This window comes from Pseudomonas sp. CMR5c (assembly GCF_003850545.1).
Classification (GTDB): domain Bacteria; phylum Pseudomonadota; class Gammaproteobacteria; order Pseudomonadales; family Pseudomonadaceae; genus Aquipseudomonas; species Aquipseudomonas piscis.
Genome location: NZ_CP027705.1, coordinates 2,614,332 through 2,639,965, shown reverse-complemented (window position 1 = coordinate 2,639,965; position 25,634 = coordinate 2,614,332). Strand labels below are relative to the sequence as shown.

At 59.9% G+C, this 25,634-nt stretch carries 27 protein-coding genes and 1 pseudogene; 13 read left to right on the top strand and 15 right to left on the bottom strand.

Annotated elements, in window-relative coordinates; translation table 11 throughout:
• Positions 1–6 precede the first annotated feature (6 nt).
• The 4 genes from C4K40_RS12440 to C4K40_RS31910 form a co-directional block, all read right to left on the bottom strand.
• The gene (locus C4K40_RS12440; protein WP_053136075.1) at positions 7–750 is read right to left on the bottom strand and encodes an SDR family oxidoreductase; all 744 of its coding nucleotides are present in this window, start codon (positions 748–750) and stop codon (positions 7–9) included.
• Between the two features lie 10 nt (positions 751–760).
• On the bottom strand, positions 761–1,444 hold the full coding sequence (locus C4K40_RS12435) for a type 1 glutamine amidotransferase domain-containing protein (protein ID WP_053136078.1): 684 nt from the start codon (positions 1,442–1,444) through the stop codon (positions 761–763).
• A gap of 64 nt (positions 1,445–1,508) precedes the next feature.
• Entirely contained in the window at positions 1,509–1,952 is a 444-nt protein-coding gene (locus C4K40_RS12430; RefSeq protein ID WP_053136081.1) for a cupin domain-containing protein, read from the bottom strand.
• 184 nt (positions 1,953–2,136) lie between these two features.
• Positions 2,137–2,268: a hypothetical protein gene (locus C4K40_RS31910; RefSeq protein WP_256224233.1), complete on the bottom strand. Its 132-nt coding sequence runs from the start codon at positions 2,266–2,268 to the stop codon at positions 2,137–2,139.
• 353 nt (positions 2,269–2,621) lie between these two features.
• Here C4K40_RS31910 and C4K40_RS12420 point away from each other — a divergent pair, with 353 nt between their 5' ends.
• From C4K40_RS12420 to C4K40_RS12405, 4 genes are all read left to right on the top strand, one after another.
• Positions 2,622–3,500: an NAD(P)-binding domain-containing protein gene (locus C4K40_RS12420; protein ID WP_053136088.1), complete on the top strand. Its 879-nt coding sequence runs from the start codon at positions 2,622–2,624 to the stop codon at positions 3,498–3,500.
• 384 nt (positions 3,501–3,884) lie between these two features.
• Entirely contained in the window at positions 3,885–4,097 is a 213-nt protein-coding gene (locus C4K40_RS12415) for a hypothetical protein (protein ID WP_068584509.1), read from the top strand.
• 10 nt (positions 4,098–4,107) lie between these two features.
• Complete coding sequence (locus tag C4K40_RS12410; RefSeq protein ID WP_083456972.1) at positions 4,108–5,616, top strand: cytosine permease; 1,509 nt, start codon at positions 4,108–4,110, stop codon at positions 5,614–5,616.
• Between the two features lie 113 nt (positions 5,617–5,729).
• Positions 5,730–6,518: an acetoacetate decarboxylase family protein gene (locus C4K40_RS12405; RefSeq protein ID WP_053136093.1), complete on the top strand. Its 789-nt coding sequence runs from the start codon at positions 5,730–5,732 to the stop codon at positions 6,516–6,518.
• 132 nt (positions 6,519–6,650) lie between these two features.
• Here the strand turns inward: C4K40_RS12405 and C4K40_RS12400 are convergent, their stop codons facing one another.
• Together C4K40_RS12400 and C4K40_RS12395 are read right to left on the bottom strand one after the other, a co-directional pair.
• Positions 6,651–7,343, bottom strand: a complete 693-nt coding sequence (locus C4K40_RS12400) for a thioesterase II family protein (RefSeq protein WP_083456973.1) — start codon at positions 7,341–7,343, stop codon at positions 6,651–6,653.
• Between the two features lie 64 nt (positions 7,344–7,407).
• On the bottom strand, positions 7,408–10,443 hold the full coding sequence (locus C4K40_RS12395) for a non-ribosomal peptide synthetase (RefSeq protein ID WP_164485020.1): 3,036 nt from the start codon (positions 10,441–10,443) through the stop codon (positions 7,408–7,410).
• Positions 10,444–10,980: 537 nt separating this feature from the next.
• Here C4K40_RS12395 and C4K40_RS31905 point away from each other — a divergent pair.
• Positions 10,981–11,802, top strand: a pseudogene (locus C4K40_RS31905) (DDE-type integrase/transposase/recombinase); the annotation flags it as partial.
• 170 nt (positions 11,803–11,972) lie between these two features.
• The gene (locus C4K40_RS12380; RefSeq protein ID WP_022643870.1) at positions 11,973–12,770 is read left to right on the top strand and encodes a helix-turn-helix domain-containing protein; all 798 of its coding nucleotides are present in this window, start codon (positions 11,973–11,975) and stop codon (positions 12,768–12,770) included.
• Between the two features lie 17 nt (positions 12,771–12,787).
• On the opposite strand, the gene C4K40_RS12375 is transcribed toward C4K40_RS12380, so the two are convergent.
• Positions 12,788–13,303 (bottom strand): AAA family ATPase, encoded by a 516-nt coding sequence (locus C4K40_RS12375; protein ID WP_053136101.1) that lies wholly within the window; start codon positions 13,301–13,303, stop codon positions 12,788–12,790.
• 43 nt (positions 13,304–13,346) lie between these two features.
• Positions 13,347–14,096 carry a helix-turn-helix transcriptional regulator gene (locus C4K40_RS12370; protein WP_053136105.1) on the bottom strand — a complete coding sequence of 250 codons (750 nt, stop codon included), beginning with the start codon at positions 14,094–14,096 and terminating at the stop codon, positions 13,347–13,349.
• An 81-nt stretch (positions 14,097–14,177) separates the two neighbouring features.
• On the opposite strand from C4K40_RS12370, the gene C4K40_RS12365 reads away from it, so the two are divergent.
• Both C4K40_RS12365 and C4K40_RS12360 read left to right on the top strand, forming a co-directional pair.
• The gene (locus C4K40_RS12365; RefSeq protein ID WP_053136107.1) at positions 14,178–15,296 is read left to right on the top strand and encodes a cytochrome P450; all 1,119 of its coding nucleotides are present in this window, start codon (positions 14,178–14,180) and stop codon (positions 15,294–15,296) included.
• A gap of 94 nt (positions 15,297–15,390) precedes the next feature.
• The gene (locus C4K40_RS12360) at positions 15,391–15,897 is read left to right on the top strand and encodes a DUF1543 domain-containing protein (protein ID WP_053136110.1); all 507 of its coding nucleotides are present in this window, start codon (positions 15,391–15,393) and stop codon (positions 15,895–15,897) included.
• A 15-nt stretch (positions 15,898–15,912) separates the two neighbouring features.
• Here the strand turns inward: C4K40_RS12360 and C4K40_RS12355 are convergent, their stop codons facing one another.
• On the bottom strand, positions 15,913–16,860 hold the full coding sequence (locus tag C4K40_RS12355) for a LysR substrate-binding domain-containing protein (RefSeq protein ID WP_053136113.1): 948 nt from the start codon (positions 16,858–16,860) through the stop codon (positions 15,913–15,915).
• A gap of 118 nt (positions 16,861–16,978) precedes the next feature.
• On the opposite strand from C4K40_RS12355, the gene C4K40_RS12350 reads away from it, so the two are divergent.
• On the top strand, positions 16,979–17,614 hold the full coding sequence (locus C4K40_RS12350; protein ID WP_031321526.1) for a LysE family translocator: 636 nt from the start codon (positions 16,979–16,981) through the stop codon (positions 17,612–17,614).
• Between the two features lie 4 nt (positions 17,615–17,618).
• Here C4K40_RS12350 and dmeF read toward each other — a convergent pair whose 3' ends face one another.
• Together dmeF and C4K40_RS12340 are read right to left on the bottom strand one after the other, a co-directional pair.
• Positions 17,619–18,638, bottom strand: a complete 1,020-nt coding sequence (gene dmeF, locus C4K40_RS12345) for a CDF family Co(II)/Ni(II) efflux transporter DmeF (RefSeq protein ID WP_124421299.1) — start codon at positions 18,636–18,638, stop codon at positions 17,619–17,621.
• Positions 18,639–18,647: 9 nt separating this feature from the next.
• Positions 18,648–18,923, bottom strand: a complete 276-nt coding sequence (locus C4K40_RS12340) for a metal/formaldehyde-sensitive transcriptional repressor (RefSeq protein WP_053136119.1) — start codon at positions 18,921–18,923, stop codon at positions 18,648–18,650.
• 213 nt (positions 18,924–19,136) lie between these two features.
• On the opposite strand from C4K40_RS12340, the gene C4K40_RS12335 reads away from it, so the two are divergent.
• Positions 19,137–20,159 carry a sensor domain-containing diguanylate cyclase gene (locus tag C4K40_RS12335; protein WP_053136122.1) on the top strand — a complete coding sequence of 341 codons (1,023 nt, stop codon included), beginning with the start codon at positions 19,137–19,139 and terminating at the stop codon, positions 20,157–20,159.
• A 9-nt stretch (positions 20,160–20,168) separates the two neighbouring features.
• On the opposite strand, the gene C4K40_RS12330 is transcribed toward C4K40_RS12335, so the two are convergent.
• The 4 genes from C4K40_RS12330 to C4K40_RS12315 all read right to left on the bottom strand — a co-directional run bounded on the left by C4K40_RS12330 (position 20,169) and on the right by C4K40_RS12315 (position 21,867).
• A complete protein-coding gene (locus C4K40_RS12330; RefSeq protein ID WP_022643859.1) occupies positions 20,169–20,579 on the bottom strand; it encodes an NUDIX domain-containing protein in 411 nt (136 codons plus the stop codon).
• Between the two features lie 16 nt (positions 20,580–20,595).
• Entirely contained in the window at positions 20,596–20,934 is a 339-nt protein-coding gene (locus C4K40_RS12325; protein WP_022643858.1) for an FKBP-type peptidyl-prolyl cis-trans isomerase, read from the bottom strand.
• Between the two features lie 76 nt (positions 20,935–21,010).
• Positions 21,011–21,403 carry an Imm10 family immunity protein gene (locus tag C4K40_RS31800; RefSeq protein ID WP_053136125.1) on the bottom strand — a complete coding sequence of 131 codons (393 nt, stop codon included), beginning with the start codon at positions 21,401–21,403 and terminating at the stop codon, positions 21,011–21,013.
• A gap of 32 nt (positions 21,404–21,435) precedes the next feature.
• Complete coding sequence (locus C4K40_RS12315) at positions 21,436–21,867, bottom strand: DUF4265 domain-containing protein (RefSeq protein WP_053136126.1); 432 nt, start codon at positions 21,865–21,867, stop codon at positions 21,436–21,438.
• Positions 21,868–21,991: 124 nt separating this feature from the next.
• Here C4K40_RS12315 and C4K40_RS12310 point away from each other — a divergent pair, with 124 nt between their 5' ends.
• The 3 genes from C4K40_RS12310 to C4K40_RS12300 all read left to right on the top strand — a co-directional run bounded on the left by C4K40_RS12310 (position 21,992) and on the right by C4K40_RS12300 (position 25,627).
• Positions 21,992–22,591, top strand: coding sequence for a LemA family protein (locus tag C4K40_RS12310; protein ID WP_053136129.1), 600 nt, complete (start codon positions 21,992–21,994; stop codon positions 22,589–22,591).
• A gap of 27 nt (positions 22,592–22,618) precedes the next feature.
• On the top strand, positions 22,619–23,635 hold the full coding sequence (locus C4K40_RS12305; protein WP_022643853.1) for a M48 family metallopeptidase: 1,017 nt from the start codon (positions 22,619–22,621) through the stop codon (positions 23,633–23,635).
• Between the two features lie 162 nt (positions 23,636–23,797).
• Complete coding sequence (locus C4K40_RS12300; RefSeq protein WP_053136130.1) at positions 23,798–25,627, top strand: monovalent cation:proton antiporter-2 (CPA2) family protein; 1,830 nt, start codon at positions 23,798–23,800, stop codon at positions 25,625–25,627.
• Positions 25,628–25,634 lie beyond the last annotated feature (7 nt).

Here is a 25,634-nt window from a genome sequence, read left to right as displayed (position 1 = left end):
CAGGACTTACTGCGCGAGGAAGCCGCCATCGATGACAAATTCAGCACCGGTAGCGAACTTCGATTCGTCCGAGGCGAGGAACAGTGCCATGTTGGCGATATCCATCGGTTCCCCCAAGTGGCCGATCGGATGGAGCCTGGCCAAGCGAGCCAGCTCCGCCGGGTCATCCCCTACCATCGGGGTTTTGATGTAGCCCGGGTGGATGCTGTTGACCCTGACCTTGTAGCCTTTGCGCCCGGCGTGCAGCGCGGCGGATTTCGTCAAGTTGCGAACGCCAGCCTTGCCGGCGCTGTAGGCGGCATAAGTATCGATACCAACGATGCCCTCGATCGAAGACAGGTTGATGATCGATCCGCCGCGCGTCTTCAAGGCCTTCATGCCGTGCTTGGTGCCGAGGAAGGTGCCATTGAGATTGACATCGAGCTCGTGCTTCCAGTCCTCGAAACTCATGTCTTCAACGTTGCCGGGAACGGCAATACCCGCACTGTTCATCACCACATCAACCTGGCCAAACCGGGCCTGGGACTGCTCGAATAGTTCGACCCAGTTGGACTCGTTGCGCACGTCGAGCCGAACGAACATGGCCTCACCCCCTGCGGCAACTATCTCATCAATCAGGGCGCTGGCGGCCTGCTCGTTGATATCCCCCAATACGAGCTTGGCGCCCTCCTGGGCAAAACGAAGTGCGGTAGCCCTTCCAAGACCTGAGCATGCTCCGGAGATAACAGCGACTTTTCCTTCAAGGCGCATGGCAGGCTCCTTACTTCTTGCTGATCTGGGCCAGGACTTTCTGCGCGACGGCAGCCGACGAGGCCGGGTTCTGCCCCGTGATGACCAGGCCATCTTGAACTGAGTGTTCGGCCCAATCCGATGCTTTGGTGTAGAGCGCACCGAGCGCCTTGAGGTCGGTCTCCACCAGATAGGGAACGTGTTCGACCATCGCCACCGCCGCCTCTTCGCTGTCGCTGAAAGCGGTCACGTTGAGGCCCTTGACGAGCGGACTGCCGTCAACCTTTTTGACCTCAAGCAGCGCGCAGCCGGCATGGCAAATGGTGGCGACAGGCTTGCCTGCGCCCAGCAACGATTCGATCAAGCGCACCGACGCCTGGTCATGACGCAGATCCCAGAGCGGGCCATGGCCGCCTGGATAGATCGCAGCGGCAATGGCTGCGGGGCTTAGGCTGGACAGTTCGGTGGTGCTTTCCAAGGCCTGGTGCAGCTGAGCATCCTTGGCGAAGCGAGCGTAAACCTCACTGTCTTTGAGAGCCTCGACCGATGCCGGATCGATAGGCGCATGACCGCCCTTGGGCGTTGCCAGGAACGTTGGCTGGCCAGCGTCTTTGACTGCGTAATAGGGAACCAGGAACTCCTCGAGCCACAGGCCAGTGCTACGACCGGTGTCACCGAGTACAGCGTGGGAGGTCAGGACGAATACGACGCTCATGTTTCAGCCTCAAGCAGTGGAAAAATGACAGGAACAAGGGTGAGCCATGCCCACCCTTGTCGGCTTAGTGGATCTGCTCGCTCCACAATTTCTGGGCGTCGTAGCAGGTCTGGTTGAGCTGCGAGCCGTCCTTGAGCAGCCAACTGATTGGCCCAACCATTTGCAGGATGAATGTGGTGTCGGCCAGCATTTTGGTTTCTTCGTGCTCGGCACCGGTAGCCTCGTACAGGTAGCCGTCCTTGATGCACAGCGCGCCGCCATTTTCAGGACCACCACGCAGTTCCAGGATGCCGTCGAAGACATAACCTTCTGCTGGGCCGTGATGGATGTGAGGTGCCAGGATCGAACCATTCGGGCAGAAGAACATGACCGTCCAGATACCGAATTCCGGCGCCACGTTCAGCAGCTTCCATTTAACGCCACCGGAGTGGAATTGCTCGGGGAAGTCCTGCCATTGGACTTCGTTGACTTGGACGTATGCGTCTTTGGGTTTCTGGACTTGCATCATCGGGACTCGCTCAGGTCGTACATTGAATTTCTTATGGCCAAAAGCTAACACCCACCTTTGCGGCCCCCTATCCGGTTTTGGCAACCAATCACCGGCGGCGCAATGTTCTTTCCTGGGAGCAATAAGACGCCGGCAGCATCTTCCTAACGCTGCCGGCCAACCAGAGGATTGGGTGAACGATGGATCACAGGTGTTTCGCGAACCACTCGATCGCGTACTGGGAAGACTGGTCGAAGCCCGAGAGATAGGGGTCGAAATGACCACCCTCCAGCAGCTCCAGACGCTTGGGCTGCAGTGCTTGTTCGTAGGCTTTCAACGCGAGGTCGGTCAGGCATGGGCCCTCGCAACAAGGTGCCGAGTACTGTCTATAACGGCTGTGGTGCTTGGGTATTGGGTGATGCAAAGACCTGATCGCGAACTTGCAGCCCGCGCTCACCGGGCCATTGATCCGGGGAAGCATTTGGGGCGCGGTGATCGGCCAACGGGGGCGTTTCACTCACACAAACGAAAAAAACAGCCCCAGGCGCCACTTCAGCATTGCCGATATTGGCTAGGGGGTGCCGCCAGCCGCTCTGATAATCGGCTTGTAACTCGACGATTGAAACCAGGCACGCGATGCTTTGTTCGAGGTCGGGACGGGCCAAACCTTACTAATCAGAGACTAATAAAATGAATAAGACAGTCACCGTCATCGGTACCGGCCTGATGGGCTCCGCTTTCGCCAACACCCTGCTCAAGGCCGGCACAAAAGTGACGGTCTGGGATGGTCGCCCATCCGCCGCTGCCGGTGTCGTGGCCAATGGCGCCACCCTGGCCTCCTCGTTCGCCGATGCCGTCAACGCAAGTGATGTCGTGCTGTCCATCATCAGCAGCGCATCGGGCGGCATCGCTCTGTTCCGGGAACACGCCAGCAAGCTCGACCTGAACAATCGCTTCGTGATCAACCTGAGCACTGCCATGCCTGAAGATGGCGAACAGTTCCGCGCGGTCGTGGAAGGCAATGGCGGCAAGTTCATCAACGGTGCCATAACCTCTTATCCGGACCTGATCGGCGGCCCGTACACCATCATCCAGTACTCCGGTAATCCTGACATCTGGAAACAGGTCGAGCAGACCATGAAGCCGGTTGCCCCGGAAGGCACCCTCTATACCGGTGAGGACCTCGCCGTCCCATGCACCGTCGACGCCGCCATGACCGGCAGCTTCTACGCAGTGGCCTTGGCCGGATTCCTGGAAGCCGCCGCCTACGCCAAGACCCACGGCGTCGACGCCAGCCAGTTGGGGGACTTCGCTGACAAGTGCATCGATCTCCTGCGTTACAAGGTCAAGAAGAGCATCAAGGAAATCGAGTCCAACGACTTCGGCACCATCCAGGCCACCGTGGACGTCTACCTGGATGCCGTAGTCCAGTGGCGCGATGCCCTCCGTGCCTGTGGCCTGCGCGCAAGCCTGATCGGCGCGGTGGCCGATGACCTGGCCGAGACTCAAAAAGCGGGCCATGGCGGCCTGGGCTTCTGCGCTCAATACCTGACGGCCAAGAACCAGTAGAAAGCATTACTCGAGCCCCGGTGCGTGTGACCCAGCCATACCGGGGCTTCTTTCTGCCCCACCGACGGGCGGCCAGGCGTCCTCATCAGCGACGCCCACTTCAGCGCAACCACAGGCAAACACTCAGGCCACTGCGGGTTCAAACCGAGGTTGCCAATTTCGGATATAGGACTGATCAAGGCGAGAGTAGCCTGGTTTCCAGGGGCCGGATCCGAGCATTCAACGCCCCTGCCCTAAACTTGAAAGCTGTACACAACAAAGATAGGACTTTGCGTGTGAGGGATGATTGAAGGCACTCGCCTATCGAGCTTCCACTGAGTTTTCTGCCTCTCTATAACAAACATTACTGGCATACCTCCAAGAGCTGCCTAGAAGAGGGTCAAAATGAGCAAAATCGAAGTCGACGCTAGCTCAGGGATGATGCTGACCAGCCAAAGCTTGAACCAGGACCTGGTTCGCCAACTGAATGCTTTGGCCACTGAAGAACACACCTCCTCCGATTGCTGGAGACCGGCTCGCCCGATGATTGTCGAATCCACCGTCTGGATTCTGATTGCAGCGATCCTCTGGCTCGGCACCTTGATGATCGTCGCGTAGGAGGCCCGCCATGACCCAATCCAGTATCGAGTTCAAAAGCCATGTCGAGCAGGAGGCTCTTGCAGGCCGCCTTCCCGTGCTTGCCCGTGACCGCGTCTACAAGACCTATGGCTCATTCCTTTGGACATGCTGTGCATTCAGCGCAGCAACCTGGGCCTTCCTGATCGGGAGTTACCTCCCCTACGTTGGCGACTGGCGCCTGGGTGTGATGGGCTACGTCATCGGTCTCATGATCGGTATGGCCATTGTCACACTCGCCTCCGGCGTACCCAGCCACAAATACGGTACCGATGTGATCGACAATGCCAAGGCATCCTTTGGCTATCGAGGGATTGTCGTTCCGCTGTTCGGCCTGCTCGCCACCTTGGTTGGCTGGTCGTATGTCGTTGAAGCGCTCACTGCCCGCGGCGCAGCGAACATTGCCGCGACCATGACAGGAACCGAAGTGACCGGGACCTCCCACGAGCACCTGGTCATTGGTGTTGCCTTGGCAGCACTGGTACTGGTCTGGTTGATTGCAAGCAAAGGGCCCAAGCTGTTCGAGCGGCTGAATGGCTACATCGGCCCTCTGCACATGTTCATCACCTTGGTGATGCTGGGCATCCTGATCCACAAATTCGGCCTGCAGCACCTCTGGACGACACAACTGCCTGCCGACCAGATGCTGAGCAAGGACCCTGTTCAGGGATTTGCCCTGGCAGTCGAGTTCGGTGTCTCGAACTCGATGACCTGGTGGCCCGTCATGGGCGGCCTGACTCGCCTCGTAGCCAAGCGCAAGCACGTGGTTGGCCCATCCGTGGTGGGCGTCGGTGTCCTGGGGGCGGCGTTTGTCTCGACCGTTGCCGCCTTGGCAGCCATCAGTGCCGGTACCTACGACCCCACGATCTGGATGATTGCCGTAGGTGGCCCAGTCTTCGGCTCCATCGTCATGGCGATCGTGCTGACGGCAAACATCGCGACCATGGTGGTCATGATCTACCTGGCCGGAGTGTCGGTGCAGCAGATCAAGTTCTTCGCCCGACTGAAGTGGGAGCTCCTCCTGGCCTTGCTGTTGCTCCCAGGCGTCTACTTCGCGTTCAAAACCCAGTGGTTGCTCTCGGTGGTGATGAGCTGGTTGTCGTACAACGGCGTCATGTTCGTCGGCATCACCGGCATTACCCTGGTCGACTACTTCGTGCTGCGTCGCGAACAGATCGATGTCACCAGCCTCTTCGCACACAAGGGTGGCAAGTACGAGTTCTGGAACGGGGTGAACTGGATAGCGGTCATCGTCACTGTCGCCTCGACCTTCGGCTACCTGTGGCTCTACAACCCGGTCACCGTGGCCATGGCTGACCCCTTCCGCTACCTGGGCGCATCGCTGCCGGTGATCTTGCTCTCGGGGGCAGCCTACTACCTCTGCGTTCGCCTGCTCATCTGGCCACTGCGCAAAGGCGACTACCAAGCGACCTCCGGCGCCATCAGCCGACCGAGCCTGGTCAACCAGCGGGCAGCCGGCACCGTTGCCGTAAGCCTCTGAAGCAACCTTGAGGGGAGCTCGAACTCCCCTCTTCTCCCACCAACCACGTTGCTAGTTCGCGCCATTCCTGACGCACGGTTTTTATCGCCCGTAGAAAAACAAGGAGAAATCCCATGGGATTCGTTAAAACTGCCGAAGAAGTCAAAGAAATCCAGAAGCTCCTCGCCGATGGCAAGTTCACTACCGAAGGGGTGACGGTCGAGTTCCAGACCACTCCCGAGTTCGTGCGCAGCGTCCTTGCTCCCTGCTTCGAACCGGGCGACACACCGACCGCCTACGTGAACATCTCGAAGTGGCAAAGCGCGATGTGTGGCGAGTTCGACTGTGCCATCGTGTTCCTCAAGTGCCGCTACAAAGAGCACGAAGGCACCACCATGCTGTGGATCATCGTCAGCGGCGACATGCCCGTGACCATCGGTCGTGAAATGTGGGGGGAGCCGAAGAAAACCGGCACCACCCAGATCTACATGGACGGTCACCAGTTCTATGGCTTTGCTGAGCGCAACGGCCAGCGCTTGATCGAGGTCAACGCTAAGTTCGGTGAGGACCTGGGCCCGGTGAGCGACGAAGGCCTGGACTTCGAGCTGAAGGCCAGCCCCCATGTGAAAGGCATCGGCCTGCAGGATAAGGTGATCCTCACCTGCATGAAGAACATGGAAAACTACCGCGTTCGCCGTGAAGGCACCGCCACACTGAAACTGACCGGTAACGAGTTCGACCCGCTGGACAGCATCCCGGTAGTCTCGGTTGGCAAGGCCTGCTACTCCCAGGGCGAATCGTCGTGGGTTGTCCCATGGTTCGACACCCTGGAGAACCCGGACGCCTACGTGCCATTTATCTACGGCCAGAAGTTCGACGACTTTCGCATGTTCCACAAGGCCAAGCGCTTTGTGAAAGAGTGAGGCTCCGGCAACCGCACCCGAACTGTTTGGGTAAGTTCGTTTCTGGCTCAGCGGTTATAAGTCTGCAGCCGACACTAAAAGCTAGTGTCGGCTTCAGATTGCGGAGTAATAGACTAAACCTCTCAATGAATACTAGCCTTCTTGTGGCAACATTGACTTTACAATGGCAGCTATCTCATAAGCATGATGATGGATGAAAAAGTGGTTACCACTAAGCAGTTTTTTATGAAAGCGAGACGTTGTATATTCTCGCCACAAATCTATTTTTTCTGAAAACTCCTCTTCCGCCCCCATTACCACATGCAGCGGAATATCAACTGGCTCAAACTCGTAGCCATCTGCACGCTCCGCAACTTCGAAATCAGCCCTGATGACTGGCTCAAAAAAGGCGAACAACTCCGAATTATGTATTACACTCTCAGGCAAACCGCCAAGTTCTAGCAATACCTGCTTGAGCTCCTGAGTCTCCAGGAAAGCAGTATTCTTGTATTTAACTAATTTGGGACCTGCATGGCCGGTAAAAATAAGAGCTGATGGACTTTTTTCATAATCCTCCAGCATACGCGCAACCTTCAGGCCGAGAACGGCTCCCATACTATGCCCATATAAAACAAAAGAGCTCCCACTAAGCTGAGATACGATTTGTTGAAAAACATCCTGAGCGGCGGCCTCAAAACCTCGAATAAGCGGCTCGGCTATTCTCTTGCCTCGCCCTGGCAGTTCTATCGAAACAACATCAAAATCGATTAACTCAGGCTTCATGAACTGATAGGAATAACAGTTTCCACCCGCAAAATGCAAAGTAAATATTTGTGGCTTCTTCATAAACACAGGATCTCAACCAAACAAAAAAACAGTGCATCGCACCGCAATGCACTGCCATTGAGAACTACTTAGGACTATGTGCAGAGATGCCCATGAAATCCAAATATCTTGAAAGAAGCGACTTATCGATTGGAGGCGTTTCTATTCCGCTGCCTTTAAGAAACTCAGTAGTATTCCTCCTATCAAAGTAGTAAGTCATCTCATAAGACTCGACCAGAGATTTCCCTGGAACAATCTCCTCGGTGAACAAGCTTAACAAACTATATAGAGGGCTATGCTCATTATTCTTCCACTTACTCAACCATTCGCGATAATGAATCGGCCGAAGTTTAATCCCAAAATACTCATTCAACTTCTCAAAAAACTCTGGCACAGATATGTCATGTACCGGTTCAGGAACGAGATGAAAAAATTTCCCTGGAGCTTCTTTGTTTTGAGAAATGTGCACAATTGCCTTTGCTACAAAGTCCACAGTCACCAGCTGATCCTTAAGACCCATGATCATGGGGTAGGTCCCGAGAGCAACACAGCACCGGACAAAGCTTCCCCACCACTGGTTCATTTCTGTAGCACCGCTATCATTCTGGCACATGACAAATCCCAGACGAATACCAATAACAGGTAATCCTTTCTTTTTTGCCTCTTCCAGGACATTTTCCATCACCCACTTACTTCTGACATAGTTGGTATCTCGACAAACCACGGATAGATTCTGATGAATATCATCATCTTCACACATCCAGGTTTTACCTGTAGTCAGGTACCCCCAACTAAAAACGGCTATAGTGGAACATGCGACTAGATACTTCAATTTTGATGTTGTCGCGAAACGAATAATTTCCTGAATCCCATTTACGTTGACCGCTTTCATTTCAGCATAAGGCTTTACATAATTAACATTTCCGCCAGTGTGATATATAATCTGAACATTTTTCGACGCATTTAAAAAATCTGAATCGGACATCCCAAGCTGTGGCCTAGTAAAATCACCTAAAACGGGAATAATTCGATCAGACTTCTCTTCGGGCCAAGAAAGGCGGTATTTTTTCAGTGTAAACTTTATCCTTTCAATAGCATGCTTAACACTTTCAGCCCTAACCAGACAATATATATTCGCAGATGTTTTATCCAGCAACTCCAGCAACAAATGCACTCCAACGAATCCAGTAGCGCCCGTCAGAAGTACACTTTCCGGATTAGCTAAAACATCAGGATCAATCTCCGTCGGAAATTCATAGTCTGCCGCAAGTTTGATATCACCAAGTAATGTCTTCTTAGATAATTGCATTTTCTCTTCAAACGTCAGCGGACGCTTATTTTCGCGAATCTTTATTTCTTGCGCCAACTGCTCAATGCACGGATAGGTATAAAGATCAACCAATGTTATTTGGCTTCTAATAGATTCCGGCAGCGAGGTGAACACTCGAACTACGGCAACAGAATTCCCTCCAACTTCAAGAACATTGTCCTGAGCTTTAATATCATCCGTCTGCAGAACATGTTTCCATATCGCGACGAGAGTACCTTCAACATCATCCTCTGCCAGATTATCTAACGAGAGCGCTTCTTCCTTCATTAAGGACTGGAGTGCTTTTCGATCAACTTTCCCACTAACCGTCTGAGGAAAGTAATCCAAGATAAAAATCTTATCGGGAACCATGTAGACCGGAAGAGTATTTTGCAATATTTTTTTAATTTCCGACTTTATTTTCATTTCATCTTTTGAGTGATAATTCGATAGCGTAATAAAAGCAGCCAGCATTGGCTGCCCCAGCTCCTTGTTCACTGCTACAACTGCAGACTCTCGGACATTTTTTATTCTATTTATTGAGCTCTCAATCTCACCAGACTCAATGCGAAAGCCTCGAATCTTGAGTTGCGTATCATTCCTCCCTATATATTCAATATTTCCATTTGGCAATAGAGTCACAATATCGCCAGTTCTATAAAGTCTCTTACACTCACTTCTTCCAGTTTTTGAGTCCGCCACGTCGACATGTACAAATTTTTCTTTTGTTAGCTCGGGTCTATTCAAGTAGCCCTGAGCAAGTTGTGCCCCACCAATGAAGAGCTCACCCGGCGAACCTATAGGCAATGCCTTGAAGTTTTCATCCAGCACATAAAAATCAACACCAGACAGAGGGCTGCCGATATTTTTAACACTCTGCCCTGCCACATATTTATGACAAGTAACAGCGACCGTTGTTTCTGTTGGGCCATAAAGATTATACATCTGCAGCCTACTGGCCCAATACAGGAATACATTATCCGCACAAGCCTCTCCGCCTACGACAATACTTTTAAGCTCGCCGATTGGCTGTCCAGTAGGGAATGTAGCAAGAATGGTCGGAGTAATCATTGGAATAGTATCAATACGGTTCGATCTAATATATTCCAACAAAGCCTCACCCAATAACTTATTATCTGGATAAAGATGCAATGTGGCACCAATCAGGAGCGGCATCCATGTATCGACAAAGGAAGCATCGAATGTGTAAGAAAGGATTTGTATGGCGGTGTTTTCTGATGAAACATTGATTACCGGCTGAACATTCTCAATAAAACTAGCAATTGCGCCATGCTGAACAGCTACTCCTTTTGGAACCCCGGTACTGCCAGATGTATATATGACATACATTAAGCTTGACGAAGGTATTTCCTTCAGAAGATTGCTACCTGACTGTTTATCAATCAACGACCTTTCTCGGTCACTATCAGGAACAATCAAAACCCCACGAAAATCGGAAAATTTATGTTCATATGCTTTTGACGTAATCACTAACTCTGTTTGGGTATCCTCGAGAATAAAATCAAACCTTGTGGCAGGGTACTCAGGGTCAAGAGGTAAATAGACGGCACCGACCTTTACTATCGCCATCATAAACACAACACGGCTTATTGACTGCTCAACACATACCGCGACGATGTCGCCACTCTCGACACCACGATCCAGCAAATGTCTTGCCAACTGATTTATTTTCTCATTCAGAAGTCCATAAGTTATACTATCCGAGCAGTAAAACAATGCAGTCTTACTTGAGCGAAAGCTAGCCTGACTCTCAAACATATCGACAATAGTTATATCTCTTGCCATTTCCATATAGCACCTCCAGCAGTCCATTTATTTAAATCAATACAACAACAAACACACTCCGAACAGGCCGTATAAATCAGAATCGACGGCGATCAAACTTAAAAACAAGAGCCAAACGAGAGCGCAAAACTACTTACAGGGCACGCCGCATAGGTCTTCCTAGAAATAAAACCACAGCGTCAAATCAGCTATTAAAGACCTTAACAAGACACTCTATTTCTCATGCAGAGCCCAGTTAAGACAAACAAAAATAAACTGTCAAAAAAAATGCCAATACAAGCATGATTTTTTTGCTATTAAAAAAAAATATAATAATTCCAATATCTCCATGACTCCCTTCCAACCGCCTCCTAAGAAAGCTCCTAGGAGCATAGGAAACACATCTGACTGTACCGTGTACCGACCACCATGAAGACCGAACCACCAGCCCTTCTACTCACTCCTGAATTACGCAACTTCTTTCCCGGAATAGTGCCCCAATAAAACCAGATACCTATTTAGGCGAGAATACTCGCCAGATTGAGGTGCTTGATGACCAGGTAACGTCGTTCATTTTCTGCTGAACTCAAACGCAAGGCCGTAGGGCTCGTACTCGATCAAGGCCATAGCCATATCGAAGCCTGCCGATCGCTTGGGGTAATCAGGCGCGCCTTGAACGGGAGAAACTCATTTTAAAAATGGCTACCGCGCTCTTTGATGTCGGAAGAGTACGCGCGCGGATTGATCAGTTAAGTGCTCAGGCGCCTGTGGATTGGCTTTTCTCGGTCTTCGCCATCACTTGTTCGTGTTACTGCGCCGGTTGTCTCAAACGCAAAACTCCGAACTTTGAACGACTGCGATTGCGCAGTCGGATCAATGAACTGCTTACCAATAGTCTAAGCGCAGCAGGGAGTTACCGCATCGTGTCGATGATGCAGGAAGACGTCGAGCAAATCGGACAGTTCAAGGGGCGGTGCCTGATACAGGAACTGACCTTAATGAGTAAAGAACCGGGATTACATGCCTACAAACAATCGACGGTCGAGCGGCCTGATACTCCAAGAATCTTGGATCAGGAGTCTGATTTGCCGACACTTAATCAGTGTCTGGTGTAGCGATATAGCCTATATCAGGGCACAGGTAAGATGGCATTACTTGGCGATCGTCCTAAAATTCTACGCACGCCAAGTTATAGGCTCGGCGCTGTCAAACACACCAGTTCCGGGTCTGGTGATCAAGGCATTGGATATGGCTTATGAACAGCGTGGCAGTTCTCCAGGTTTGCTGCTCCACTCGGATCAAGAATCGAAATATGGCAACCATCAGTTTCGCAAGCGGCTCTGGTGTTACCGCATGAACCGAAGCATGGGTCGTCTTGGAAACTGTTGAGAAAATCCGCCATTGCAACGCGTATTTCGCAGTTTGAAAACTGAATGGATGCCTAGCGGCCCGAGTTTAGCAAACACCCTTCTGACACCACCTCCAGCGATGGATCTAGTGAGGTCGTGTAGGATTCGCACCTACCCCCTTTTGCTTGTCCACCCACCGGTGCCGCCATGCCCAAAGCCGCGCAACACCTGCACCTGCCACCGTTCAGCCAGGACCTGCCGGCGCCGGTGTTCTTTCGCACGGCCAACCTGCCGGCCCACGCCACCTACCCCCGGCATAGCCATGCCTGGGGCGAGTTCGTCTATGCCTACAGCGGGGTGATGGAAATCGAACTGGACGACCACCATTACCTGGCGCCGCCGCAGTACGGCATCTGGTTGCCACCGAATGTCGAGCATGTGGGTTTCAACCACCAGGAGGCCTGCCACTGCTCGCTGTACCTGAGCCCGGAGCTGTGCGGCGCCCTGCCTGCGCGGCATTGTGCCCTGAGCCTCAGCCCGCTGGTGCTGGCGCTGCTGGACGACCTGCGCCAAGACCCGCCCGGCCTGCCGCAAAGCCCGGAGCAACAGCGCCTGCTGCAAGTGCTGGTGGACAAACTCGGCCAGGCGTCCTGCGCCGGCAGTTACTTGCCCTCCTCCGATGATCCGCTGCTGGGCCCGGTGCTGCACATGCTCAAGGCCAACCCCGGGGACCCGCGCTCCCTGGGCGAACTGGCCCATGCCGCCAATACCAGCGAGCGCACCCTGGTGCGCCGCAGCCAGAAGGAGCTGGGCATGTCGCTGCTCGAATGGCGCCAGCGGCTGAAGGTGGTCCAGGCCCTGGCCTTGCTGGAACGCGGCCAGACCGTGGAGACCATCGGCCTGGACCTGGGCTACAGCAGCGCCTCGGCCTTCATCAGCATGTTCCGGCGGATGATGGGCACCACCCCGGACGAATACCGCCGGCAGTGCATGGGCCGGGGCTGAACCCCGTCACCTGTGCTTCAGCGAACCGGCGGCAGGAGCGCGCCAGGCAACTGCGCGAGAATCCGCTGCACCGCTTGCTCCGGCGCCAGCCGCGCAGTGTCCAGCACCAGTCGCGGTCGGTCCCAGGCCTGGTAGTCGTGGGCCAGTACCGATTGCCAGCTCGGGGGCGAAAGACCCGGGACATCCGAGCACCGGTCCTCGACCCGGCGTCGGTGCTGGTCACGGTCGGAGCACACCACTTCGATTTCCAGCAAGTCGACCTCAAGCTTTCGCGCCAGGGCTTGCCAGGCCGCGCGGCTCTCGGCCACCGGGTTGACGCAGTCGGCCAGCACCCGGTTGCCCAGGGCCAGGTTGGCCTCGGCCAGTTGCAAGGCGATCTGATAGCCCGCACTGCCGACCTGTGCCAGGCCGGCATCACGCAGGCCCTGTTCGATGCTGTCGATCCGCAGGTAGGTGGCCCCCAGGCGTGGAGCGAGGGTGCGGGCGATGGTGGTCTTGCCAGTGCCAGGCAAACCGCCGAACACGATGAGCATGGGGCGCTTCTCCTGATTACGGGTACAGGTCGTCATGTGCCGTTCAGCCACCGAGGCCTTGCAGCTCCAGGCTGGCCGAGGCCGAGAGCGGCCGGGCCGGCTGGATCAGGGCCAGGCCGAAACGCTTGCTGATGGCTCGCCCACCGGTACCGGTCAGGGCGAGGGCGCGGCTGTCCAGGTCGCGGACCAGCCATTTGCGCTGCACCAGGGCTTGCAGCAAGGCCGCGCCCAAAGCGCCGCCCAGGTGCGGACGACGCACGCTCCAGTCCAGGCAACCGCAAGCGAAACGCCGACGCAAGCCGGCCAACGCAGCGACATCGATATCCAGCCCACGGAAGAATTCACTTCCACTGTCGCTGACCCGGTAGCCATCCCCATCCTCCAGCAGCCAACCGGCCTCGAACAAGCGGTCGTGCAACTGCACACCCAGGGTGCCCGCCAGGTGGTCGTAGCAGGTCCGGGCGAACTGCAGACGATCCGGGGTGCGCGGACTGAAGCGCTGCTCGCAGCCCTGGCCGATCACCATCAGCGCTTCCAGGGCCCGGGCTACCAGCGGATCGCCAAGGCCGTAGTAGCGGTGCCGGCCCTGGACCTGGACCCGCAGCAGGCCCGCGTCCTTGAGCTTGGCCAAATGCACGCTGGCCGTGGAGGTACTGACCTCGGCGATGGCCGCCAGCTCGGTGCTGGTGCGCGCATGGCCGTCCATCAAGGCACACAGCATGCGAGTGCGGGCCGGTTCGGCGATGGCGGCCGCCACCTGGGACACGCCGCGGTCGTTCTGCTCAGCATTCATATTTCGCTCCCTGACGAATCATGCCTTCGGAAGGCTGAGGATAGTAGCAACCGACACGCTTGGCTCACACAGAGATAAATCATGGACTTGATCAGCACTATCACCCATCCCGATCCCTACCGGCATTGCTATGCCGCGCTACGGGCCGGGTCCGGCCTGGCCTACGACGCCGGGCTCGGGCTCTGGATCGCCAGCAGCGCCGAGGCCGTGACGGCGGCCCTCGAACATCCGGCCTGCCGGGTGCGGCCCCTTTACGAACCAGTGCCGGCGGCGCTGGCGAACGGTCCCGCCGCAGCGCTGTTCGCGCGCCTGATGCGAATGAACGACGGCCCCCGCCACAGCTGCCCCCGCGCCACCATCGAGCCGGGCCTGCGGGCCATGGCCGGCATCGACCTGATGCTTGCCCTGGAACACCGGCGGCCACCGCTGGATACGCCGAGCGACGCCGCCGGAGTGCGCCGCTGGCAATTCCAACTGCCAGTGGCGATGGTTGCCGGCTCGCTCGGCGTGGCGACAGCCCAACAACCCGAGATCGCCCGGCGCACGGGCGAGCTGGTGGCCGGGCTGTCGCCCCTGGGCGATGCGTCCCAGCGCCAGGCCGCCCATCAGGCAGCGCATTACCTGGACCAGCAGATGCAGGCCCTGTTGCACACCGATGCTCCCGGACCGCTGCTGCAAGCGATCCGGCAACAGCAAGGGAGCCTGGACCCGGCAGACCTGCGGGCCAACCTGGTGGGTTTGCTGGTCCAGGCCCATGACGCCTGTGCCGGGCTGTTCGGCAATGCCCTGCTGGCCTTGCTCGACCAACCGGCGCTGGCCCAGCGCCTGCGCCACGACCCGGCGCAGCTCGGCACCTGGTTGCGCCAACAACAGAAGCTCGACCCACCGGTGCACAACACCCGGCGTTTCGTGGCCGAGCCCTGCACCCTGGCCGGAGTAGCGCTACAACCCGGCGACACGCTGCTGGTGCTGCTGGCTGCGGCCAACCACGACCCGGCCCTGCCCCCGGACCAGGACTTGAGTTTCGGCGCCGGCCGCCACCAGTGCCCGGGCCGGGGCCTGGCGCTGAACATAGTCGCCAGCCTGCTCCTGGCCCTGCTGGGCACGCCGGCCCTGGCCGAGCTGCGGCTACGCTGGCACTACCTGCCGTCACTCAATGGTCGGATCCCGTGGTTCAACGATGCATTGCCGACCCGCTGAACCAGGCCCCCTTGGCAGCGCCCCGGGCTTGCGGTAAAACCTGCGGCCCACGCGGTGCCCGGCACCCCGACCGATCCCGCAACAAGGAACGCCCATGCTGTTTGTAGTGATGCTGGGGGGCAAGCACCCCCAGGCGAAGATCGAGGTCCACGACGTCCAGTTCGTGGTGGCCGACTCCCTGGAAGCGACCTACCCGCAACTACGCGAGGGCTGGTTCGGCAGCCCAGCCGGCCTGCACATCGACTCATGGATGCAGGTCGATGGCGTCGAAGGCTACAAGCTCGAGCTCAGCCCCCTGGCCCCCGCGGCCGGTGCGCCCCGGCTGTTCTTCATCAACCTGGGCGGCTACGAGAGCGCCACCTTCGGCGAAGCCCATCGCTACCTGCTGGTGGTTGCCTCGGACAAGCAGCAAGCCAAGGCCAAGGCCAAGGCCAAGGCCAAGCAGCAGATGCTCGCCCATTGGCACAAGGCCCATACCGATGCCCTGCTGGATGTCGACGACTGCCTGCCGATCGACCTGTTGCAAGGACGCTACGTGCACCTGGTGCCAGGCCCGCACCGGGGCATAACGCAGCACAATGACTACATCATCCTCGGCTAGGCGCGTAGTGGCGGCCTAGGCTCGCGGTGTGCCGGGCACCAGATAATCCAGGGCCAGGTCGTCGATCGGCACCACCCGCTCCAGCAGGTACTGGCGCAAGCGCGCGATCCGCTCCTGCTGGAGGCTGCCGCACAACCACACCAGGTAGTAACCGTCTCCCGAGGCCACTGCCCGCGGGAACGGCAGCCCCACCCGCCCACGCCGAATGTCCTCGGCCACCAGGTGCAGGTCGCCCACCGACAGCCCGTGCCCGGCCATGGCGGCGGAAATCGCCTGGTCCAGGGTGTCGAAGACCGTACCCCGGTCCAACCGCAGCGCCTGTGCCAAGCCCTGCTCCGGCTGGGCCTGCAGCCAGCGGCGCCAGTCGCGGCGATCCGCCGAGGGGTGGATCAGCTCGGCCTGCGCCAGGCGCTCCAGGGTCCAGGCCGGCGCATCCGCAGGTTGCGGCGCACCGATGGGGATCAGCCACTCGTCGAACAGCTTGCAAGCCTCGACGCCGGCCCCGAAGTGGCCATTGCCCAGCAGGATCGCGCAGTCGTAGGGCTCGGCGTGCAGGTCCGCATGATCGAAATCCATCCACACGCTGGCCAACTGCACCGGCAGTTCCGGGCAGTCGCCCTTGAATTGCTCCAGTACCCGCAGCAGCCAGCGCATGGTCAAGGTCGAAGGCGCTTTCAGGCGCAGCTGGCCGCTGTTGGCGCGCAGGGGCAGGCAGGCGTCCTCGATGATCCGAAAGCCGCTCTTGAGCTCCCGGGCCAGGCGCTGGCCGACGTCGGTCAGCACCAGCCGCGGCCCATGACGCTCGAACAGGCGGCAGCCGAACTGGCTCTCCAGGGTACGGATATGCCGGCTGATGGCGCTCTGGGTCAGGGACAGTTCCTCTGCCGCACGGGTGAAGGAGCTGGAACGAGCGGCCACTTCGAACGCACGCAAGGCATAGAGCGGCGGCAGGGACTCGACCATCGGCGGGCACTCATCATGATAAAAAATCATAGTAGGTCACAGCTTTTTGCGTTTTTCAACGCCGGCAAAAGCCCCCAAGCTGCGCGCCTGTCAATTGCCGGGAGCCTGGTCCGTGGAGCTGAATCTGTCGTTGTTGCTGGTCTACATGCTGAGCGTGCTGATGCTGGTGGCGACCCCGGGACCGGTGGTGGCGCTGATCATCAATACCAGCATGAACGCCGGCCCGCGCCAGGCGCTGCTGACCGCCGTGGGCACCAACGCGGCCTCGCTGCTGCTGGCCCTGGTGGCGGTGCTGATGCTGACCACCGGCCTGTCCCTGGACCCGCGCCTGATCAGCTGGGTCAGCCTGCTGGGCTGCTGTTTCATCGGCTGGCTGGCGCTCCAGGGTCTGCGGGAAGCTGCCGCTGCGCCCGGCAGCGAACCTGAGGCCGCTAGCCCACGGCGCCGTGGCCAGGGCCTGGCGACCGGCTTCCTGGTGGGGATCGGCAACCCCAAGGACATCATCTTCTTCGTCTCGTTCTTTCCCCAGTTCATCCAGGTCGGGCGCTCCCTGCAGCACAGCGCCCTGCTGCTGACCCTGGTCTGGGCGCTGATCGACTTCGCGGTGCTGGGGGCCTACATCCTCGTCGCACGCCAAGGCTTCTCACTGAAGTACAAGCGCCTGGTCACCGGCTTGTCGAGCCTGGTACTGCTGGGCGTGGCACTGGTGGGGCTGGTCTATTCGGTGCTGGAGTTGCTGCGCCCGGCGGCCTGAGACGTCAGACGCTGCGCAGCTCCAGGGTCAGGTGCGCCAGCCCGGGCACCGGCGCCAGCCGCCCACGCAGGGCCTCGGCATTGAGGGACGCGCGGGCCACCACACTGACGATCGCCGCCCGTGCCCCGGGGCCCACCTGCCACACATGCAGGTCGACGATATTGGCGTCTCCCGGCGCTTCCACCGAACAGCGGATCTGCTCGGCCACCTGCTCGTCGCTGGCATCGAGCAGCACCGCGGCGCTGGACCTGATCAAGGTGTAGGACCAGCGCGCGATCACCAGGGCGCCGACGATGCCCATCGCTGGATCGAGCCAGACCCACCCCAGGTAGCGCCCGGCCAGCAAGGCGACGATGGCCAGTACCGAGGTCAGGGCATCGGCCAGGACGTGGACATAGGCCGAGTGCAGGTTGTTGTCACCATGGCCAGCGTGCTGCCGTTGATGTTCGTGATGTTCGTGATGTTCGTGATGTTCGTGATGTTCGTGATGTTCGTGATGTTCGTGATGTTCGTGATGTTCGTGATGTTCGTGATGATGCCCGTGGGCGTGGCCGTGATGTCCATGCCCGGCCCCCAGCAACCAGGCGCTGAAGATGTTCACCGCCAACCCCACCACTGCAATCAGCGTGGCTTCGGCAAAAGCCACGCTGGCCGGCTGGAACAAGCGCACCAGCGACTCACCGGCGATGCCCAGGGCTACCAGGCCAAGGATGATCGCCGAAGCGAAACCCGCCAGGTCACCGACCTTGCCGGTGCCGAAGCTGAAACGGCGGTTGCCGGCATTGCGCCGGGCAAAGCCATAGGCCGCCGCCGCGATCCCCAGGGCCCCGGCATGGGTCGCCATATGCAGCCCGTCGGCCAGCAGCGCCATGGAACCGGTGAGATAACCGGCGAGGATTTCCCCCATCATCATCACCACCGTCAGCACCACCACCCACAAGGTGCGCCGAGCATTGGCATCGTGATCGGCACCGAGGAACTGGTGCTCATGGGCCAGGCTCGCGGCCTGTTGCGACAGGTTCATCATGGGCTCCTACTTGGAATAACGGCGAATGGCTTGCAGCAGTTCATCCACACCCTTGGCCCGCTCGGCATCGCTGAGCTCGGGGTGAGCCACATGTTCCAGGGCATGGGCCTCGATGATCTCGTCCAGCAAACCGTTCATTGCGCCCCGGCTGGCGGCCACCAGATGCAGGGTCGTGGCGCATTCGGCACCGTCCTGAAGGGCCCGTTCGATGGCCTGGACCTGCCCGAGAATGCGCCGGACGCGCTTGAGCAGCTGCTCCTTGCGCTCATGAGTGTGCGACATACCTATACCCCCTATACCTATATGGCGAGCATGCTGCGCCCGGATCGGCCGTTGCGCAAGTCGCTATCGCCGCAAACCTTTGCGCTCCCGGGAGACCGCCGACCAGCGGCATGGCCCGGCAGAAAAAGCTGCTGTTCGTCACACTGCGTGGATTAACATAGCCAAGTGCCATCCCTTCTCCAGGACCCTCTCTTCCATGTTGCCCAGCATCCGATGATTGCCGTCTGGTCACTGCTCTGCCTGACCTCGCTGCTGGCCCTGCTGGTGCTCTGGCTGTTGCGTCGCGAGCGGTTGGCCCAGGCCCAGTTGCGGGCCTACCGGGAACTCAGCCAAGGCCGGCCCGACACCGTCGAACGCTTCGAGCGCAGCCAGTACTTCGCACGGATCGGCACCTGGGACTGGGAGGTCGATACCCAGCACCTGTACTGGTCGGAAGCCATCTACGGCATGTTCGGTTTCAAGGTCGGCGAGGTGGTGCCCTCCTACGAACTGTTCTGCTCTTGCGTGCACCCAGAGGACCGCGAGCGGGTGCGCGCCGGCGAGCTCCATTGCCTGCGCACCGGCGACAACCACGATGAGGAATACCGGGTGATCTGGCCCGACGGCAGCATCCACTGGCTGCGCGAGACCGGCAACGTGGTGCGTAACGGGCACAACGCCACGGTGAAGATGATGGGGGTGGTACGCGATATCACCGACGAGAAGGTTTCCACTCGCCAGTTGCAGCGCCTGGCGCACTTCGATCCACTGACCGGCCTGCCCAACCGCCTGATGCTCGAACAGCGCCTGTCGCGAGCCCTGGAACAGGCGCGCCTGGACCAGACCCGGGTGGCCCTGGTGTTCGTCGACCTCAATGGCTTCAAGGCGATCAACGACCAGTACGGCCATGCCATCGGCGACCGCGTACTGAGCGTCACCGCCCAGCGCCTGCAGGGCGTGCTACGCAGCAGCGATACCGTGGCCCGGATCGGCGGCGACGAATTCGTGGTGATTCTCGAAGGCTTGTCGCCGGCGCTGGATCTGGCCGAGGAAGCCGGGCGCATTGGCGAGAAGATCTTCAGCCAACTGACGCCGCCGGTGGAGGTCGACGACCGCCGGCACAGCGTGGGCAGCAGCCTGGGGGTCGCGGTGTTTCCCGACCACGGGGCACGCATGGACCAACTGCTGCACGTGGCGGACCTGGCGATGTACGAGGCCAAGCGCAGCGGCAACAACCAGTACCGCCTGGGCCAGTGAAGCCGCAGCTCAGCGCCGCAGCAGGCGTTCACCCAGATAGGCCAGGGCTTGCTGGAACAGCGGATGCCATTGTTCCGATGGCGCCTCGGCCAGGGGATGCCAGAAGAAGCTGAACTCATGGCCGCCGTCATCGCCACAACGGTGGCTCCAGGATTCGGCCAGCGCCTGGACCACCCGGCATTCATGGAAGGCCCAGACCTGGCCGGGGAATCCGGACTGCCAGATGCCCAGCGGGCGCACCGCGATGCCCTGGACCCCAGCCTCCTCCGCCAGCTCGCGGACCGCCGCCGCGGCCGCCGCCTCACCTACCTCGATACTGCCCTTGACCAGTTGCAGGCCAGCCAATGGGTGCCGAAAAGCCAGGATTTCCAGGCCTGCGCCCTGGCGCAACACCACGGGGCATGCCTTGTTCGCCTGCATGTTCACGCTCCCTGGCTCAGTCGTCGCGGGTCAGCACTTCCAGCAGTTCGATCTCGAACACCAGGTTGGCGTTGGCCGGGATCGAGCCCACGGCACGCTCGCCATACCCCAGGTGCGCCGGCACCAGCAGCTTGCGCTTGCCGCCCACCTGCATGCCCATCAGGCCCTGGTCCCAGCCCTTGATCACCCGCCCGGTGCCGATCACGCACTGGAACGGCTTGCCGCGATCATAGGAAGAATCGAAGCTGCTGCCATCCTCCAGGAATCCGCGGTACTGGGTGGTGATCAGGGCGCCCTTGACCACGGCCTTGCCGTCGCCCAGCTGGATATCGATCACCTGCAACTCATCGCTCATGCGTGCTCATCCTTCAACCATCGCCCCGGTGCGGGGCTGCGGGCGGCTTTTTCGCAGAATTGCCCGGGCTTGGCAATCACTGGGCTTGTCGCCGGATAACGGTGCCGGTCTCGTTGAAGATGCCAGCCAGCGCCGCGTCGAGTTCATCCGGCACCAGCAACCCGGTTTCCCAGCGTATTTCCAGGCTCGGCAGGGAACGACACCAGGCCACCGCCTGGGAGAAGTGCAGGGTCAGTTGGCCCGGCGCCAGCAGCACCTGCTCGATACCGCCGTAGCCGGATACACCCTGGCCCCCGAGCTCCACATGGTAGGTAGCCATGCCCAGTGCCTCGTCCTGCTCGTCGAAGTCCTCGGCACGCTGCAACAGCAGGTAATGCGTGGGCTGCGCCGGGTCGTCGGCCAGGCCGAGGATATGCACCTCGTCTTCGGTATAGGCGCTATAGGTGTTGGCGTGAAATTCCAGGTTCATCCATTGTTTTCCTTGTGCAGTCGGTCTGGCCGTCACTGGCGCAGCAACCCATGTTCATAGTCCAGCCAGCCCTGCTCGCCGAGTTCGTGCAAATAATCCAGCACCTGGTCCAGGGATACCTCGGCCGGCACGTTGAGTGCGTAGAACCAGCGATGCAGCCCTTCCCAACTGCAACCCAGCGCCACCAGGTGCTGCAGGACCTGTTGCGCCTCGTCGTGGCCCGGCTCGTGGAACACCAGGCGCAGGGTGCTGTTGGTGCTTGCGCGGATCACCCGCTCGAACCATTTCAGGCCGTCATCCGCCACCCGTACCTGCACTTGGTCACCCCAGCACAGCTCGCGGGAATAGAAGGGAATGTTGTCGATCCGGTAATGCCCGCAAGGCTGGAGCTGGGCCCAGACGCCTTCGCTGGCAACCGGCGGGTAGTCGTCGACCACCGTCAGCCGGAGCATGATCTTGTCCATCGCCAGTCCCTGGTTGTGCGAAATGGGAGCGCTTTTTCGCAGAATTGCCCGGACCTGGCAACCATCGGCCGGGAGTATTCCGTTACCATGGCCGCCCCCACGCCCCACCTCGATAAGGACATCCATGGCCACCGCCGATATCGTCACCCTGGCGCTGCTCGCCCTGCTGGCGCTGTACCTGTTCAGCCTCTACAACCGCCTGACGATCCGCCGCACCCGCCTGCGCAACGCCTTTGCCCAGATCGAAGTGCAGCTCAAGCGCCGCTACGACCTGATTCCCAACCTGCTGGAAACCGTCAAGGGCTACCTGCAGCACGAACACACCACCCTCACCGCCCTGGCCCAGGCCCGCAACACCGCACGGGACAGCCTGCAGGCAGCGGCCGCCGAGCCCGGCGACCGCGAGAAGATCCTGCGCCTCGGCCAGGACCAGGGCGCCCTGGACCAGGCCCTGGGCCACCTGCACCTGAACCTCGAGGCCTATCCGCAACTCCAGGGCTCGCAGAACATGGCGCAGTTGAGCGAGGAGCTCACCAGCACCGAGAACAAAGTGGCGTTCGCCCGCCAGGCCTTCAACGATGCGGTGACCGACTACAACCTGTGCAAGCAGCAGGTGCCGGCGCTGTTCTTCGCCCGCTTGCTGGGTCATCGCAGCGACGCCACCCTGTTGCAATTCAGCGACAGCGCGCTGATTCAAGACGCCACCCGGGTCTCCTTCCAGTAAAGCGGCCCCTGCCCTGCGGATGTTTGCATGAAATTCTTTCAACACCAGGCCCAGGCCCGGCGTCGCACCCTCAAGCTGCTGTCGTTGATGGCCCTGGCGGTGGCCAGCCTGACCGCCCTCAGCAGCCTCGGCCTCGGCTGGCTGTGGCGCGAGCTGAACCAGGAATCCGGCCAGCCCAAGGTACTGAACTGGCCCCTGGTCGCAGTGGTGGCCGCCCTTATCGTCCTGGTGGTGCTGCTGGGCAGTTGGTACAAGACCTGGCGGCTGCGCGCCGGCGGCAAGGTTATCGCCGAGCACCTGGGCGGACGCCTGATCAACGGCGCGGCGCGCAACAGCGATGAACAGCGGCTGCTGAACATCGTCGAGGAAATGGCCCTGGCTTCGGGCACCACGATGCCTGCGGTGTATGTACTGCCCGAAGAGGCGATCAACGCCTTCGCCGCCGGTCTCGACCCGCAGCAAGCGGTGCTGGGGGTGACCCGGGGCGCCCTCGCCCGGCTGGAGCGCGATGAGCTGCAAGGCATGGTCGCCCACGAATTCAGCCACATCCATAATGGCGACATGCGCCTCAACACCCGGCTGCTGGCGGTGATCCACGGGCTGCTGCTGTTCAGCCTGGCGGGCGTGCTGGTGCTGCGCCAGGCCGAACGCGAGCACCTGGCCAGCGACCGCCACCGCTTCATCTGGCAGATCGTCTTCGCCGTGCTCGGCCTGGCCCTGCTGATCCTGGGCTCGCTCGGCACCTTGCTGGGCAACCTGATCAAGGCCGCCATCGGCCGCCAGCGCGAATTCCTCGCCGACGCCTCGGCCGTGCAGTTCACCCGCAATCCCCAGGGCCTGAGCGGGGCGCTGAAGAAAATCGGCGGCTGCACTGCCGGCTCGCGCCTGAAGGCCTTCAACGCCGCGCAATACAGCCACATGTATTTCCACCAGGGCGTGCAGTCGCGCCTGGACCGGCTGTTCGCCACCCACCCACCCCTGGCCGAGCGCATACGGCGCCTGGATCCGCAGTGGGATGGGCGCTATCCGGGAGACAGTCGATAAGCCCGACTCGTCATCGTTACTACGTGCCTCATGGCGCCTGAGCCGAGTCTCAACCGATACCCCTTACCCACCGTTGCTCGCCTGCGGCTGAAATCGTCACCGCCAGGCCGTTATCATCGCTGCGCCAAGTTTTGCGTGCCCGTTCTACCAGGAGTTCCCCCGATGCCCCATGAAGGCAACCTGCTACAAGCCGCCGTCGTGTTTCTCTGCGCCGCGGTCGTCACCGTGCCCCTGGCCAAGCGCCTGCAACTGGGGGCCGTGCTCGGCTACCTGCTGGCCGGGGTGCTGATCGGCCCGTCGGTGCTGGGCCTGATCGGCAATCCCCAGAGCGTCAGCCACATCTCCGAGCTGGGGGTGGTGCTGTTGCTGTTCATCATCGGCCTGGAGCTGTCGCCGCGACGCCTGTGGGTGATGCGCAAGGCGGTTTTCGGGGTCGGCCTGGCCCAGGTGCTGCTGACCGGGGTAGTGATCGGCAGCGTGGCGCTGTTCCTCTTCGGCCAGACGCTCAACAGCGCGGTGGTGCTGGGCCTGGGCCTGGCCCTGTCGTCCACCGCCTTCGGCCTGCAGAGCCTGGCCGAACGCAAGGAACTGACCAGCCCCCACGGGCGCCTGGCGTTCGCCATCCTGCTGTTCCAGGACATCGCCGCGATCCCGCTGATCGCCATGGTGCCGGTGCTGGCCGGTGTCGATCACCACACCAGCAGCGCCGAGGACCTGCGCCATGGCTTGCAGGTACTGGGCAGCATCGCCGTGGTGGTGGTCGGTGGCCGCTACCTGCTGCGCCCGGTGTTTCGCATCGTGGCCAAGACCCGCTTGCCGGAGGTCTCCACCGCCACCGCATTGCTGGTGGTGATCGGTACCGCCTGGCTGATGGACCTGGTGGGCGTGTCCATGGCCCTGGGCGCCTTCCTCGCCGGCCTGCTGCTGGCCGACTCGGAATACCGGCATGAGCTGGAAGCCCAGATCGAACCCTTCAAGGGCCTGCTGCTGGGCCTGTTCTTCATCAGCGTCGGCATGGGTGCCAACCTCAGCCTGCTGCTCAGCGCGCCCTTGGCCGTGCTGGGCCTGACCCTGCTGCTGATCGGCCTGAAGCTGCCGCTGCTGTTCGTGGTCGGGCGCCTGGCCGGTGGCCTGGACCGCGAGCATGCGATCCGCCTCGGGGTGGTGCTGGCGGCGGGCGGTGAATTCGCCTTCGTGGTGTTCAAGATCGGCCGCGACCAGGGCCTGTTCGACGCGCGCCTGCACGACCTGCTGGTGCTGACCATCACCCTGTCCATGGCCCTGACCCCACTGTTGTTGCTGGCCTGTTCGCGCCTGCTCAAGCCCAAGCCGAAACCAGTGGAGATGCCCGCCGAATACCGCCGGATCGACTCCGACCAACCGCGGGTGGTGATCGCCGGCATGGGTCGTATGGGCCAGATCGTGGCGCGTATCCTGCGGGCGCAGAAGGTGCCGTTCGTGGCCCTGGACACCTCGGTGGAAACCATCGAGCTGATCCGCAGCTTCGGCGGCGGCATCCCGGTGTTCTATGGCGACCCGTTGCGGCCGGAAATCCTCAGCGCTGCCAAGGTCGGCCAGGCGGAGTTCTTCGTCATCGCCACCGACGACCCGGACACCAACATCAAGACCGCCGAGCAGGTGCGCAAGCTCTATCCGCACCTGAAGGTCATCGCCCGCGCACGTAACCGCCAGCACGTGCACCGCCTGGTGGACCTGGGCGCCCAGGCCGTGCGGGAAACCTACTACTCGAGCCTGGAGATGAGCCGCCGGACCCTGATCGGCCTCGGACTCAGCCAGGTCCAGGCCGACTCGCGGATCCAGCGCTTCACCCAGCACGACCAGCAATTGCTGGCCGCCCAGCATGAGGTGTACGACGACGAGGCCAAGGTCATGCAGACCGCCCAGGAAGCCCGTGCCGAACTGGCCCGCCTGTTCGAGGCCGACGAAGAGGACGAACGCCTGGAAGAGAACCTGCTGCCGCCGATGCGCTGAAGCACTC